At 42.4% G+C, this 16577-nt stretch carries 10 protein-coding genes and 1 pseudogene; 1 reads left to right on the top strand and 10 read right to left on the bottom strand.

Annotated elements, in window-relative coordinates; genetic code table 11:
• Positions 1-24: 24 nt before the first annotated feature.
• The 5 genes from C4S60_RS08250 to C4S60_RS08270 form a co-directional block, all read right to left on the bottom strand.
• Positions 25-1359, bottom strand: a complete 1335-nt coding sequence (locus tag C4S60_RS08250; RefSeq protein WP_160111348.1) for a CHASE4 domain-containing protein — start codon at positions 1357-1359, stop codon at positions 25-27.
• Entirely contained in the window at positions 1346-4510 is a 3165-nt protein-coding gene (locus C4S60_RS08255) for an ATP-binding protein (RefSeq protein ID WP_103879867.1), read from the bottom strand. Before C4S60_RS08255 ends, C4S60_RS08250 begins: the two co-directional genes overlap by 14 nt.
• Before the next feature lie 277 nt (positions 4511-4787).
• Positions 4788-5498, bottom strand: coding sequence for a Crp/Fnr family transcriptional regulator (locus C4S60_RS08260; RefSeq protein ID WP_103879868.1), 711 nt, complete (start codon positions 5496-5498; stop codon positions 4788-4790).
• A gap of 17 nt (positions 5499-5515) precedes the next feature.
• Positions 5516-6706, bottom strand: coding sequence for an EAL domain-containing response regulator (locus C4S60_RS08265; protein ID WP_103879869.1), 1191 nt, complete (start codon positions 6704-6706; stop codon positions 5516-5518).
• Between the two features lie 190 nt (positions 6707-6896).
• Entirely contained in the window at positions 6897-7385 is a 489-nt protein-coding gene (locus C4S60_RS08270) for a hypothetical protein (RefSeq protein WP_146060853.1), read from the bottom strand.
• Positions 7386-7727: 342 nt separating this feature from the next.
• On the opposite strand from C4S60_RS08270, the pseudogene C4S60_RS08275 reads away from it, so the two are divergent.
• Positions 7728-7862 (top strand): annotated as a pseudogene (locus tag C4S60_RS08275) (heavy metal-binding domain-containing protein); the annotation flags it as partial.
• 129 nt (positions 7863-7991) lie between these two features.
• Here the strand turns inward: C4S60_RS08275 and pulA are convergent.
• The 5 genes from pulA to C4S60_RS08300 form a co-directional block, all read right to left on the bottom strand.
• Complete coding sequence (gene pulA, locus C4S60_RS08280; RefSeq protein ID WP_103879976.1) at positions 7992-11615, bottom strand: pullulanase-type alpha-1,6-glucosidase; 3624 nt, start codon at positions 11613-11615, stop codon at positions 7992-7994.
• Positions 11616-12111: 496 nt separating this feature from the next.
• Complete coding sequence (locus C4S60_RS08285; protein ID WP_103879871.1) at positions 12112-13392, bottom strand: rhodanese-like domain-containing protein; 1281 nt, start codon at positions 13390-13392, stop codon at positions 12112-12114.
• Between the two features lie 62 nt (positions 13393-13454).
• Positions 13455-13781 carry a hypothetical protein gene (locus C4S60_RS08290; RefSeq protein ID WP_103879872.1) on the bottom strand — a complete coding sequence of 109 codons (327 nt, stop codon included), beginning with the start codon at positions 13779-13781 and terminating at the stop codon, positions 13455-13457.
• Positions 13782-13818: 37 nt separating this feature from the next.
• Complete coding sequence (locus C4S60_RS08295; RefSeq protein WP_103879873.1) at positions 13819-14403, bottom strand: cytochrome b/b6 domain-containing protein; 585 nt, start codon at positions 14401-14403, stop codon at positions 13819-13821.
• Positions 14404-14417: 14 nt separating this feature from the next.
• A complete protein-coding gene (locus C4S60_RS08300) occupies positions 14418-16040 on the bottom strand; it encodes a tetrathionate reductase family octaheme c-type cytochrome (protein WP_244183058.1) in 1623 nt (540 codons plus the stop codon).
• Positions 16041-16577: the final 537 nt, after the last annotated feature.

Here is a 16577-nt window from a genome sequence, read left to right on the forward strand (position 1 = left end):
AATGCTAGAGGGGAGCCAGTCAAGTTAGCTGCTCTTTATGTTTCTTATTACAATCAACATATCCTTTTCCAATCTGGATATAACAAGCCTGACCTGAAGGTACGGTGCGTCCTTTCGATATACTCTTAAGTACTGATGAGAATCAAATAAGGTATTTCCATCTAAAACTTGAGCTAGAATTGGTAGCAAGCTCGGATACTCCTTCAATTGGATTAGAATATCGACTGGATTATTAATAATATCCGATTTTTTTATACCAATAAGCATTTCACAAGATTCAGAACAATATAAAACCTTCCCTTCTTCATCAACTTTAAACACATAGTCCCCCATGGAGTTGACGATCTTGTTAGATTCCTTAGAAACCAACTGCAAATTCCGATGCATATTGTAAATATTATCTGACATATCCCCAATTTCATCATTCCCAGCGTAATCAAACTTGGAGATAAGTCCTTTGCCTTCTGTGCTTTCTTTGAGCCACTGATTAATTTCAGCGAGTGGAATAGTTACAAACCTTCTCAATAAGATAAGAAGCCCTGTCATAATTAAGAGTATTGTAGCTATTACCAAATATATAAATACTTTTATTCCATGAAGATAATCAACTGAGTGGAACTTTCTAACAAAAACATCTAACTGAACTTTTTCACTCTCAGTTAGGACCTCAAATAGACCGTCAGAAAATGAATCATTCCAGCTATAACTTACAAGCCGAATATCTACGTCAAAAAAATTATCATAATCTGAGACTCCATCATGCTTATAGATGATATCTACTTTATCATCAAAGACCCTCCTTAGATTTTCGATCAATTCTCTATTGAGACGCCTAATCAAAACAAAATAGTGCTCTATACTCGATCGCCCATCCATTAATATCGGCCTAGAAACCACCCAAAAAACCTCTTTTTGCCGTGTTACAACAAAATACTTTTCAGAAGATTGACTAAATTTATTGTAAATCAGTCGAAGTATAAACTCTCTATCGTCATCGGAGGACTTAACTATAGAATCACCATTATTAACAATAAAAGCAGAGTTACTATCGCTATTTAGATGTGATATCTCCGATTCATAAAATAGATCTATTTTAAGCTTATCATCACTATTGACAACATCATATAATTGACCCCAGCTGGAGTAGTCCTTACTAACAACCTCTAAAGATTTCAGATCGAGAAGCAAGACCCTCATTGCATTCTTAGCCAATTTTTCAATTTGTTGTTTTTCCACGCGATAAGAGGTGTCGCGCAGTACATTAATTGATAATAAGGAAAACACTAGTAGAACAGCTATCAAGATTAATAACATAGCCAACAACAGCCGCTTTTCAATTCTATACTTAAGAATTTTCATTAAGTGAATCCAAATATTTATTAATAGCAACCCTAACATTAGTCAAAGCCTCGATCAACCTGTCTATTTCAGCGGTTACCTGTTCCTGATTCAGCGTATTAATTTTATTCTCTATATCACTAGCCATATCCGCAGTCTTTGTTTCACCAAGGTAAAGTAATGAACCCTTTATCTTATGCAGTACGCGTTTTACAGCTGAAGAGTCTCGGACCTTATATACATTACGAAGTGTGTCAATATCATCTCCTAGCAAATAGTTTTTCAATATATTGACCATCACCTGGTGCTCGTGACCTGCTATTTCTTTTAGGTGTTCCAAGTTCAAGGAGTGATCTGAAGATATCGAGTTTCTTGAGATCTCACTAGCACTATGAGTCGATACAATGTCAAGTGCCTTAGCATCAATGCCACGCGTTCTTAAAACAACTGAAAACTTTTCCCTCAAGGATAAAGCGCTTGTTGGCTTAATAATGCAGTCATCAAATCCTGCTTCCTTACACCTATCTTTAACCTCACTGTTTGCGTCTGCAGTAATGGCGATCAAGTATTCGAACCTGTCTCGCTTTCTAATCTCCCGGGCAAGCTCATAGCCGTCCATTTCTGGCATGTGGCAATCAGATAGGACAATATCGAAAGAACGATTTTCAAGCGCGTTAAGTGCTTCAACACCGTTGCTAACGGTTTCAAATGATACACCGAGTTGTTGCATCTGATTTGCTACAACGAGCAAATTCACCTCATTGTCATCTACGCAAAGTACTCTTAAGGCCCTAATTAACGAACTGTCTTTCTCATTGCCAGATAGACTATCACCCCCTGGTTGAGAAACTCTTTTTGTTGGTATGGTTATTTTGACTTGTGTTCCCCAACCATAAATCGAAGAAATGTCAATTGCTCCGTGCATCGCATCGACGATATCCTTACATATACTCAGCCCAAGCCCAGTTCCTAAGTGACTATAATTATCCGACTGTTCTTGATGAAAAGGTGAAAACACGTTTTCAAGGCTAGCATTCTCAATCCCTTTACCTGTATCTCTGATTAAGAACACCAGTTCTACATCGTCTAGCGCGTTGCTAAAGCTTTCAACTCGTAGTGAAACGTCACCCTTTTCGGTAAATTTAATCGCATTTGACAAAAGGTTATTCAGTACTTGCAGCAGCCTGTGAGCATCAAGCTCATACCAATTATTAATAGAGTTAGAGTATGACACACAAAGATTAAGTTTCTTCAACCGAGCTCTGCTTTTAAAATTACCCTCAGCTGAACGAAGTAAGTCGGGTAAGTATACACTGCTTTTGGCAAGCGATATTTTCCCTGCCTGGAACTTAGAGAAATCCAATACATCATTTAACAAGGAAAGAAGGTTGTTAGAGGAATCATCCAACGCTCGGACTAACTTCCTTTGATCTGCGGAGAGTGTGGTGGTGTTTAAAGCCTCAACCATGCCTAAAATACCGTTCATTGGTGTCCGAATCTCATGACTCATCCTTGCTAAGAAGTCAGATTTCGCTTGAGATACTTCAGCGATAACTTGCTGTTTATCCTCTAGCACTCTCAATGCAGTTTGATAATCCATTGAAAGTCGCCTTTGTCGGATAAACAACATTACTACAAATATAAATGCAGTAAACATCGCAAAAATGACTACCAATAACTGGTAATCATATGACTCACTATCAGACACGGCCACTTTGTCTTGGCTATACCACCTTTCCTTAGATTGAGCATAGAAGTTTCCTCCTAACCCACTCAGAGCTTGATTTATTAAACCTAAATAGTCTTTTCGGTAATTTCTCAATGCAATTTTCAAAGGAAGATCAAATTCAAAATCGAGTGGTCTAAGCACTAACACATTGTCAGCCTGCTGTAGTTCCTTTTGAAAAGAAATATGATAGAGGTTACCGACGTAAGCATCAACCTTGCCTTCAGATACTAATTCCATCGCTTCAGTTATCGATTCTACGTAGACTTTGTCGTAACTAATTTCATTTTGCAGTATCTCATTCTCCGCGAAACCTGCCACCTGAGCCAATGCTTTCCCTTTCAAGCCAATTAAACTATCCGTTCCATCTAAACTTGCGATAGACGCCGTCACCGAACCTATTCTCTCACTGAATAAAAATTTTCTTCTCGATGGAATTTGAAATAAACCTAAAACTAGATCCACCTCATCCGATTCAAGGGCTAGCAATGCCTTGTCAAAGTTTTCATAATAGATAGGTTTAAATTGCACTCCACTTTGATTACCAATTTTCTTTGCGAGATCAACTAGTGCCCCCTCTACTAAAAAGCCACTAGATATGTAATCCGGCTCATCACCTTTATAAAAAGGAAACTTTAATTCCAATGACGATTTATACAATGGCAAGTGATTTTCGAATAAACTCTTATCGTACGTCCCCGCTAACGGAGTATAATGCGGACTCCCTTCCTGGAAAGAGTTCTTCCAATAACTTAAAGTCAACGCATAGTTACTTTCAACTATCCATTTATTAACCTTCTCTAATAGTTTATCTTCATCATTTACTGAGACACTAAAGCTCGTGAATACGTCTTCGTCATGAATTTCACGAAATCCATACTCCTTTAGCAGTTCGGCTTCAATATTAGTTCTGTCCGCTAGGTAAAGATAATCCGCTTGGTTCAGATACTGAACAATTAATGCTGGATTGTCCGTTTTAACTAAATTTTCATTATAATTGTTGTAAAAATCCGGTTCTGCACCCCATGGGGACACTAAAATACTTTTTTTTCTCAATTGTAGACTTAGACTACTGTTTTTGGAAAACAAACTGCCCTTCATCTTGATGTAGGGAACGGAAGCATGCGCTCCTCGAATAGATAAGTCAGAACTTGGCGTGAAAAGCAGCAGGTCTAGGCTATTTGCTTTGAATCCCTCGTTGATTTCATTTCGTGTTAATTTGGAGATATGTAAGTCATAATTGTGCTTCGTCGCCCAATCTAGCCAATAGTCCGTCAGAAATGAATGCAGCGATTCTTGCTCTGGCAACGCTATATGTTCATAAATCTCTATAGCAGCATGAATCTTTTCTTTATTTCTAACTTCCTCAGAAAAAGCCAGAGAACTTGCGAGAAAAACGGACAAAAACCCGAAAAAAGGACATAATCTATTGATTTTTCCTAGCATAAGATGTTACTTCCCATACCCTAACACCAATAAAACTCTAAAGTGGCGAACCTTAGTAAGTGAGCATTGAACAATAATGGCATATTTATATTATAATCATATAGTTAAGCTAACAGACTACTGCAAGTATAGACGCTTATACCAAACAAACAAGCCGATACATATACAACAATTAAGTCTTCTAAAATTTTCCATCGCTATGGCGAGTAATCAGCAATGAACAACCAATGATAAGTTAGCATCTATAGAAAAAACCTAGAACACGTCAACTTCTCTATTAACGTTCTATCAATGCCCTCGGATCATGGAACATTAAGTTCATACCATCCATAATTTTGCAAAGTTCTTGTAGATGGTCGATATAAATCTTCCCTCTTTGAATGCTGATAAACCCCTTAAACTCTAATATTTTAAGTGCTTCATTAAGCCTAGGTCTAGATATTCCCGTTATCATTGCCAATTGACTTTGAGAAATATTAATACACAGCTTTGTGCCTTTAAAATACTTACTATAAGTAACAAGAGAAACTATCGCGTATACTACCTTTTGTTCCCTGCTATGGATACTCGAGAGCAATGCTTGCATCCATAAAGATTGAGATTTTTGACCACAAAAATACAGCCATTGGTAAACTTCAGGGTGAAGGTTAGTAAGCTTATAAATCGTTTGTTTAGGAAAAAACAGCAACCTGACAGGCTCTATCTGTTCAGCAATTGCATACAACTCGGAATCACCATAAATACTTAATGGACCAATCCAATCTCCGCGACCTACGACTGCTCCCGATATGTTTTTCATATCTGATGTCGAGAAACATATCCCCAAAGAACCACTTAGTATATAAAACACTCCGGGCATTTTACTGAACTTATTAGTAATTTCTAGACCAGAAGTACCTTCTCTTATAGTCGCTGTAGATATGAGTGCATGTTTAAGAGAGTCTGGCAAACTACAATTCCAGTTGATTTCACAATCCTTGTTATTCATAGTATGACCTCTTGAAATCAATATGCACCTTCAACTGTCGCCATATACTCCATTAAGTCCGCCTGTGACAATGGCTTAGAAAAATAGTAACCCTGGACTATTTCACATCCGAGCTGCTTTAGCCTAAAATACTGCCCTTCAGTTTCAACACCCTCAGCCACAACTTTGAGTTCAAGGCTTAATGCCAACGCAATGGTACTATTGACAGCTGCCATGTGCTTGCTGCTCTCTAACATATTGTCAATGAAGTTTTTATCGATTTTAAGTTCAGTAAATGGCCCATGAACTAGTTGCCACAATGAGGAGTGACCTGTACCAAAATCATCAATCGATAGCTCAATTCCCAATATTCTGATTTTATTAATTATCCTTAAGAGACTTGCCACTTCATCACAAATGTCATTTTCTGTTAGCTCTAAGATTAGTTTATGAGGAGGGAAATTATGCTTGGAAACCACCGCTATCAAATGGTCATAAAAATCGTCTTCAAGCAAGTCATTTGGGGCAACATTCACACTAATAGATATAAACTGTTTTTGCTTATGACAAAAACTTCCAACTTCTATTGCACTATCCAGCACTTTCTTAAACAACGCGTAACCATAATCTTTTTCTATAAGCTCAGAAAGAAATTGATTTGGTGTTAAAAGTCCATATTGTGGGTGAGACCAACGTGTCAGTGCTTCCAACCCTATCACTTTACCCGATTCCACCGATATCTGGGGCTGGAAATAGACGACCAGCTCATTTTCCGCGAACGCTCTTTCGAAATCTAATGACATTTCATCATATGAGATAGAAGTAGGAGCTGAGCAAACCGCATCTTTAAGTCGACTCAATACCTCTTCAAATTTTTTTGGCGTCGCTGGCTTACTTAATGTGGCAACGTTTACCATCCCAAACTGTTTTGCCATCTCCAATACAGAAGAAATGATACTACCTTCAACACCAGATAGAATGACTACGGGTACTTCATTATCCAACTCAGACAACTTCGCGATGAAATCCACACCATTCATTTCAGGCATTTGTAAGTCACAAACAATGAACTCTGGCATTTCACCTTTTTGCTTCAAAACGTCTAGTGCCTCAAAGCCACTTTCAACACAGATAATTTCACCATCAGTTAACAGCCTAGCCTGTGTGAGAAGAATGTTCTGTTGAAACTTGTCATCCTCAAGGATCAATATATAGTCATTTCTCTCCATAAAGCCCTCATAGCGCACCAGCTAAATCTTTAATATAGCAGATATTATTCTCGTCAAATCAACCTCTTTCACAAAACTTTACATACATAAGCCAACTGACGTACTTAGCTAACCTGTAGATATCATACTAAGCTCAATGCTTCGTTGAGCTTTCTCTATACCTTCAAGAATACGTGTATAAGGTTCTGCACTAATGAAACACGACACCACCAACATCAAGTTTCTTTTCAAGGTCATTCATGTCACACCGATAGTTATCTAAGTCCATTATAGAACCACTTAAAGCGGGTTTTCCGTCACCATCTCTTTTCATCCAATTCAAAAGATAAGGATAATCTGCAACTGTTAAAGGTAAAACACAGAAACTAACGTTCGAGAACCCATTCTCAACTAGATGGCATGCAGCATCGTAAAGCTTTTTTTTAGGTCCGACTGACAATAAACAAATAGGCACCCCTCTTAGGCTGTTTCTATATGAAGCAAAGAGTTCTATACGTTCCCCCTCAACCGTGTCTAGATTAATGATACATAGTGATGGTGTAATAGAATCTAAAATAACATCGGCTTCGTAAGTACTCTCAACGAGAACGGCAGCCATATTAGTTTGTGTGTGAAAAAACTTCGCTAGTTCACTCACATATACTTCATCATTATCAACTATCAAAACAAGTTTATTCACTGAAACTGTACACCTCTCGTAGAGCTTTTGTTTCTTCATCTGTTAGAATATACGACACCTTTTGACTCTCTAGCCCCTTAGACAGAGTGGATATTATTCGTTTCCTTTCTTGTGCTGAAAGTCTCTCAACCAATGCTCTAACTTGTTCTTCCACCTGCTCGTAATTCATTGTCAACCCAACCACCTAGCCACATATTCTGATTGTAACGCTCCTTTATCCAGTGGACTGTTCCAAAAGGAACACAAACCAGCAAAAAAAATTATAATTTCAAGATTCAAAATTATTGACGAACACGTGTACCACAAAGCGGGAGCTTTAACGAACTCGTGAAATCACCTTGAAAAGAGCTTGAGCAAAAAGCTGCAGATGTTGGCGCTAACGCAGTTGTTGGCGTTGACTTAGATTATGAAGTACTGGGGACGGGCAGTGGTATGTTGATGGTATCGGCGAGTGGTACTGCAGTTGTTGTTGATTAGTATTCGCTTCCAAGTGTGTAGATAAAGAAAAGCAGCGCTGATCGGCGCTGCTTTTTAGTGGTTTAAAGCTAACTTACTTAACAGTCACGGTAATTGCCTGAGAAGTTTAATTAGTAAGCATTCATCTGGCTATTTTACCGAAACAATTGGTTTCTCTATGTCATCACTTTGCTCATGACTCGCATCCAGAGTAAATGTGTATTCACCGGCATTCTCAATCGTGACTGAACAGTCTTTACTATTCCCCAGCGCTAGCGAGTCAGCGGCTACTGTCGCATTATCACAACCAATATCTGGCGCACTCCAACTGCTGTCTGCGAATTTAAATTTATAGCTTCCTGCCTCAAGCGCACCAGAGACCTGATAGATACCATTGCCAATAAACGTCATCTTCCAGCTGTCGTTATCACTCCAACTGTTCATATCGCCTTTAACGTATACCGCGGTTTCACCATACGGTGGAACACTGGACACATCTTTGTTAGAGGTATCAACCGGAAGTCCCGTACCTTGAGCATCGCCTTGCGGCAATACAAACACGGCTGAGGTTAACGCCGGCACAGAGAAGGTACTGTCAGCAAACGTCGCTGTTTTCACAGTAGTATCTGCCGATGCCAGTTGTACCGGGTGGAGTTCAAAGTTAGCCGTACCCTGAATACTGAAGTCCTGAGCCTCTTTGGTTGAGTTGATAACGACCACAATGGCGTCATAGTTAGGGTCCAAATCGGTACCTGCACTAGTGCCATCATCTATAGTCATCACGATCAGGCCTTGTGTTTGGTTCTCACCAACGTTTCTGAAGTCGACTCGATTCATCACCTCAGCCGCCGTAGCTAAACGGAACAGTTCGCTGCTACTGCGGATCTTCAACAGTTCGATAAATTGCTGTTTAGTGAGCTCAATATCTTCGGCTGCTGGACCTGCCGTTGTGTCTGCAATGATTTCTTTAATCAGCTTCCAGTTTGCACCGTCTTTGTCTTCTCGTGGCAGACCGACATTCCAGTTGTTGTCGGAACCATCAAAGCGAACACGGTTATACCAGTCACCTGAATCATACGAGTCACGCTGCATTGATTTAGAGCGAAGTAGCTCTGAACCCATGTGGATAAACGGAATTCCCTGCCCCAACATTACGGTAGACAGCGAAACACTCTGCATACGAGCGCGCTCTGCTGACGGTGTGCCAGTCGCGATCTTATAAGCGTTGTTGTCCCACAACGTTTGGTTATCGTGTTTCGAAACGTAGGAGATATTCTCTGATGGACTTTGAGTGTATCCAGCCTGTGCTCCGTTATAATCAACATCCTGACCACGCTTAGGCATACCGGTGTAATCCACCAGCACATAGGACGCTAAGTTACCCGCCATACCCAAACGAACCAAGTCCTGATTGTGCAGCATACCGTCGATTGTCTCTTGAGTGCTGGCCACCTCTTCATTTTCATACGCGCCATTGCCGAAACCCTGGTTATAACGAAGGGAACGTCTGCCATCCTGATCTTCTCCGCCATCAAACGGGCTACCACCTCGAACCGCATCACGCAGACGGTCTGAGAAAGTACCAATTCCCGTACCAGCCATGGCTACCTGAGTGGCCTGTTCAAAGCGAGCGTGATTGGCAACCTCACCGAAGTCCCAACCTTCACCGTAAAAGATTGTATTACCGTCAATCTTCTTGATTTCAGCCAAAGCTTCAACCATCAAGGCTTTTGGTTGGTGGCCCATCAGGTCAAATCGGAAACCGTCCACTTTATAGTCGTTAGCCCACACTTTTAGCGAGTCGACCATCAGTTTACCCATCATCAGGTTCTCTGTGGCTGTGTTGTCGCAGCAGGTTGAGCTCTCAACTCCACCCGTATTGGTATTCAGGCGGTGATAGTACCCTGGTACGATTTTATCTAATACCGACTTGTTGTTAACCCCAGATGCATTGGTGTGGTTATATACCACGTCCATCACAAACTTCAGCCCCATATCGTGGGTCGCTTTCACCATTTCACGGAACTCTTTGATGCGGAGAGAACCTTCTGCATCGGTCGCGTAGCTGCCTTCTGGAACGGTATAGTGGAACGGATCGTAACCCCAGTTAAAGCTGTCATACATTCGCAGATCATTCATTAACGCCTGTGCATCTGCACTTGAAGGGTCGTAGCTTGCCAATAAGTCTTCAATCACCTGGCTTTCGCTGGCGGTGCTACACACAGCAGCACTTGCGTTCAATGCACACAAATCACCGACTGTATCGGTAATGTCCACACGCGCTACTTCATTGACTGTCGCGATATCAAACGCTGGTAATACGTGAAGCGTTGTTAGACCCGCTTCTTGAAGTGCTTTCAGATGCGTTACGGACTCACGCGTCTCTTCTGTAAACGCCAGATATTTGCCGTTGAAGGCGTCACTGCCAGTAGAATCACTGAAACTGAAATCTCGAATGTGTGATTCATACAGAACGTGGTCTTCGTCTTTATCCAACACTGGGCGCACGTGCCCGACTTCACCCCAACCTTCTGGCATTAGAGATGGATCATCAAGGTTAACCACCTGAGAATACAGAGAGTTAGCCGATACACTTAAAGAGTAAGGGTCGGTTACCGGGAGTCTTTCCACTTTACCCGTGGTTGGATGATAAACCTCAACATCGTAGCGATAGAACTTATTAACCGCACCAGAAACAACCGCAGACTCCCAAATACCTGTCGTGGCATCCTGAGTCATTGGGTAAATCGTATCTACGGTTTTGTCATCGTTATACACTGCTACCGAAATGCTTCTGGCTGAAGGAGCCCACAGTCTGAACGTCGCGTCACTGCCTTCAACAATTGCACCTAACTGTTCAGCAATCGCGTTACCCGCCGCTGAATCTGCATAAACTGCATCAAGCACTGCTGCAGTCTGAAGTTCTGTCGCCGATGTAATCTCGCCTTTGCTGTTCAATGCTGCAATAACCAGTTGATCTTTCAAACGAGCATGGCGAGTCGCCGCATCGAAGTCAACGCTCACTGCTGTCAAGCCAGCTAAATGACGATAACGTTGTTGCAAAGTCTCTGACAGATCACCACCAACACTCAGTTCAACTTTTCCATCCTGTCCTTCGATGACCTTATCATCATTCATCGTGATGCTGCCATCTGCACTGTAATACAGTTCAATTTTTGCTGCGTTAGCCGCTGCTTCCCAACCAATCGTGGTTGCATCTAGCCAGTGAGCTGCACGTCCATCGATAGTGACTGGTCGCTCTGCAATGGGCACATAGTAAAGTTGGCTACTACCGTGGAACCCAAAGACTCCTTTACTTTCACCCAGTTCACGTAATTTCACCGAATGGTTACTGCTGCCAAACGCTTTCTCATCCCCTTTATGCAAGATGAAGTTCATACATTCATGAGGGTCTGACGCATCAGGGTTCACTTTAAGCACATAATACGCGCCATAGGTAGAACTGATACCGCTATACAGCATTGGATCATCCCATGCCGTACCACCACTGGCGATCCCCATTGCGTCTAAATCGGTACTTTCGCACCCTTCCCCATTCCACAGGTGAAGTCCCCAACCGTCATATGGGCTGCCTGATTGAGAGGCAACATCACGCTTATAGTAAATGACGACTTCGTTTTCACCTGCTTGATACAAACCATCGATAGATCCGTTATTCCCGCCTGTATCACTGCCCGAGCCACTGCCGGTATTACAACCCGCTAGCACCGCTGCAGAAAGCAACGGTATCAGCGTTCTTGCGACCACGGTCATGTTTAGTTTTTTATTGTCCACTAGCTAAACCTTTCTTATTGTTGAGGGTAAAAATGTTGGTTAATTCACCTCTATATCGTAAAGAAAGACATGCTCAACAAAGTGTGAAACAGATACGTAAAGTTAGTTAATACAAATAAATAACAATGGGATCGATGCAAGGTCACAGATTGAGTGACGATTTTTCACACAGAATGTCCGACAGCGCACATTTACCTGCTGGACACTCAAAGGGCGTAGAAATATGGGAGGAGATCGAGAGGCGTAGGTTTCAACCTTCAATTAGAGATAATGATCAAAGTAATCATCGTAGTTATTTCACGAGTAAAATTATGTGGGTAGCGGAGTGAGTCGAGTCGCTGGTAGTTAGACTGAATTTTGCGTTTGCCTGAGTGTAGGTAAGCCAGACTATAAAACCAAAGGGGCACCTTTGTGCCCCTTTTATTCACCACTTTTCAATATCCCACTGGGTCATCGATCGCTTTACCCTAGCGGATTAAATCAACTTAATACCATTTTCTTTCACCACATCTACAAAACTGTCGTCCAGATACTGAACGTTGCTATAACCTAGCTTGATCAGCGTAGTATAAGCCAGAGCAGCTCTTGCGCCTGCAGCACAGTGGAAGATAATAGGCTTATCCTTCGGGATATTCGCCAGATTTTGATCAAGCGTCTCTAGCGGGATATGAATTGAAGCATTCAATTTCCCTTTTGCGACCTCATTGTCGTCCCTGACATCAATGATCAACGCTTCGCCACCTTTAACTGCCGCTGCGAACGCAGCGCCATCTAAGGCTCCGGGTTTCGGTTTTTTCACATAGGTAAGCTCGGACAGAGCCTTGTCCATTGGACGGCTTGCTTGCTTCCACCCTTCGATTCCCTGCTCAAGAATGGACACATTTTTGAAGCCCCAGGAAGACAAGATCTCATAAGCCTCGATAGCAGCCTCATCATCCGCATTACTCACCAGTGTAATTGGCGCTTTCTTATCACGAAGAGCAAAAATCGTGCGCTCAGCGACCGGTTTTTTTTCGTTGTTCCACGTTTCATGCATTGATGCCAATTCAGAGGAGGGTAAAGTGACCGATCCTCTCACTGATACATTCTGAGACTCTCTTACGTCCAGAATAACGTTGTGAATATTAAGGTTCTGTTCCAGCCAGTCCGGAGCGACATAGCTCGGATACATATCACCTTTCCATGCTGGATAGCCTTCAACATAGACTTTCACATTGCCGTAGCCATTTTCCTTAGCGATTTTCATCGCTTTTGGGCTCAGAGGACAGGTAACGCCGCCGCAATAGAAGACCATTGGTGTCGCTTTGTTTTCGGGCAGCCAGTCTAGGTTCTTAGCAAGCTTGGTTGCGGGCGTGGCTTTCGCATTAGGAAGATGACCAACATCAAATACCGACCTGGGTCTGGCATCTCCAATGAATAACCCCTGATTCGCTTCGATAAGTTCAGAAAGCTCATCTGTATCTATGACAAGCTCGGGAGGTAATTCTACCAAGACCCGTTTGATGTTTAACGCCAGATTATTGTCATCGAGTTTGGCTTTGAATTTGGTATTGACGGTGAAATCTGAAAACGCATCGGCATTTTCCAGCGTCGTATCATCATTAAACTTCAACACTTCAACTTGTTGAGTTTTGGTGTTGAGGTACTGAATCACCTTCCCTTTTCCAGACATTGACTGGACCTTACCGACCACATCAGCACCTAATGCCAAAGGGGTCAGCAGTAACATTGGAAAAATGAGGTATTTCTTATCCATAACTATTCTCCCTGATAGAGGGTTACGTTGCATTTAAACAAACTAGAACCCGATGAGTCATGCTAGTTACACGCTGGTAACTCACCGCTGTCCGCTGCGTATTTAATGGCGAAGTCCCGAATGTCTGGCGCGATAGTCTGAAACTCATCGCTGGCCAGAAACTCAGCCGATTCAGGATGCTTCTTGCTGTATTTTTTGATAAATTTTGCCGCATCTTTCTTAAAGTAACGTTTCCATTCTACTTTCAGATGCTGTGTGGCAAACTCCTCGCCGTTATAGCCAAACAAAGGCCTCAGGTGCTCCAGGTAATACTCCTGACCCTTAGCAGCGTCGGCATAGGCACCATTGGCCAGTAACGATAATGCAAAAGCTAATATTAGTTTTTTCATACTGTCCCTCGTCTTTTCTTAATCTGAATTTGTAAGGTCATTCGCTTCCCGTTAGCATCGCTTTTAGGTGTGATGTGAGCTTTTCTCCCAGCGTGATCAGATACAGATGAACGATAAGGAAAGCGATCATCAGATAGGCAATCAGTGTATGTAACTGAGCCACCCAGTCTACCTGCTGGATAAGTCCCAATGCCTTAAGCTCAGGGAAGAAAAAATAGGTTAGCCCCGACAGAATTTGCAATGGCACCAGAATGAATAACAAACCCAAATACGCCATTCTTTGTAACGGGTTAAATTTGCTCTGTGCTGAGACCTTATGAGGATGTTTTTCCCCGACAAATACCCCATATAAGTAATAACGAATCACTGCATCCATACCATGTCTGGATGGCCTGAACTGCCGCCACTGATCAGCGCTGACAAACCAGGTAAAAATCATAATCACTATAATCACCCACAAGAAACCGGCAATATCGTGGAGATTGGTGCTGAGCTCAAAACCAAATAACGAGATAATGCTGTGAATCTCAAGTCCAGATACGATCAGGAGTAGTACTAATAGCGCTTGTCCCCAGTGCCAGAATCGTTCGAATTTCTTAAAAATAACCTCTGATTTCTTCATAATTCGATACTCCATTATTTATCGCTGTTTTGGCGATTTCTCAGCATAATCAACCGTGTTGTCCCATGAATGAACACGCCTAAAAGGCTTCCCACGATCAACAATCCGCCTAGCAGCTCAATCCAGAGTGAACGATCGCGCCCCACCAGATAAAAGTCGCTGATGCCAGCCAGACGACTCTGTTGACTATGACACCCTTCACAACCAAGAGACGCTGATGCGGGAGCGACCATATGTTTTATCGGCCAGTAACCATTGGTTTCGATGAAGTCATACTGACCGCTAAACTCGACGTTATTTAGCTCTGCTCCGGCCTCAAGTGCTTTGTCCCAGTTAAATTCAGTCCAGAATGCACCTGTTCCCGCTCTACCATAAAGCTTGATAGGCAAAAAGTGATTTAGCTCGGTGTCGAACGGTTGCTTGCCGCGATGGATTTTGAATGGCCATATCCGAGCATCGGGGTCTGAGTAATCCCCGGTAGGTGGGTTAACATCAATTGGAGCACTGGCCGGATCTATCTCATCCAGATAAGTAATTTGCTCCAGTGTCCCTTTATACCAACGATATTCAGGAACCACTTCTCTCCCCCAAGTGAAGGTGCCTTTCTTACTGACGTAAGCGTGGTGACTAACGCCATCAAAGTCGGCATCAACGACGAAGGGTTTTCCGTCTTTGAGTTCCCCTGCGGTAGACCAGTCCCATGATAGCTTGGTTAGGTAAGGTCCACGCGCCATTTCCGGAATATGACAAGAGGTACAGGCAACTTTGGCCGTATGGTTATCAATGACGCGTTTCTGGTGAGGTGCCGCACTATGACAGGATTCGCAGGAGACATTCGACCCATATCGATCAGACCTGCCCATATTAGGCTTATCATCAACAAAGGCCGCTCTATCATAATAACGTCCGGAGATTTTGTGTTCACTAGCGGTATGGCAATCCTGACAGGCGAAGTTGAGCTTTTCAGGACTCATATGAACATCGAGCGCATATTCAGGGGATAACAAAGAGAGATCGGTATCGCCGTGTTTCACACCATTCCCACCACCGCCTAAAGCATGGCAGGAAAGGCAGTTGGTACGATCTGGCTTACCGACATGCTGAGCGACGTATTGTAAGTCCACAGCCTTCTGCAACTGACCACTGACGGTTGTGTCTTCATAGTAGGGGTGACCCGATGAGGCAGCAGATTTCTTATAAGTCCCCGTCGTATCATGGCAGACCAAACAATCTACATTTTCCTCAGCATCAAACTCAAAGTCTTCATTACGCCACCCATAACCCGCGTGGCACTGGGTGCAACTTTCGTTGCCTTTGGCTGATACGCAATAATTATTAAACGCATTCTTGCCTTTACCTACATCCACACCATCCACTTTTTTCATCCATGTCCAGTGAAAAGTGTCATGTACTTGCTTGGACGCTTCGGTGTGACATTCCAGGCACGCTTCTGTTACATCGGGTGCATAGTCAAATTCCTGCGCTAACACTTCAAAACTGGCATGGTCAGCGGTACTTACGATACTACTGACAGATTCACTATCGGTAATCACCATCCCATCCTGACACCACGCCTGTCCTTGTAAAAAAAGCCAGCCTATAAGTAATACAAATGCTCCCCTGCAGCTTCCACGCATCCCTTGCTCCTTAATGCCAAATTTTTTACGCACAAAATCAATCGAACACTAATTTAACCAATACTAATATACAGATTTAACCACAATGTTTGTGCGGTCTTATCACAAAAATAGAGATTTCATTAGAAAAAGCTAATTTATTCGAGACGAGCTTAACTTAAATCAAGAAAGGGGCGACTTGATTTCTGACACGAGTCGGCTGCTTAATGTCGGCGTGTTTCTGTTGTGTAAAGTTGGTTTACACATTGAGTGTTCTCATTCACTACCTTTCTAACTCGCTGATCTCAGTTCAATAATCTAAACAACATCCGGTGACTAGTCGTTGGCGATTAACACTGTGTTAATCACAAGTGTTACATCCGCATTCAGAGAAACAGTAAAAGTACATTAAATCAATACGATAGAGTTTGGTCTACTTCTTGCTCCCGGGTTGGTTAACCGACAAAGACTTCAAAGTTTGTGCAATAGGAGTCGTGGAATGTCGGGTTAACAGTTGGTGTGTCCTCTGATGCCGGAATGCAGCATTGGCATCATTGG

Source organism: Vibrio hangzhouensis (assembly GCF_900107935.1).
Classification (GTDB): Bacteria; Pseudomonadota; Gammaproteobacteria; order Enterobacterales; family Vibrionaceae; genus Vibrio; species Vibrio hangzhouensis.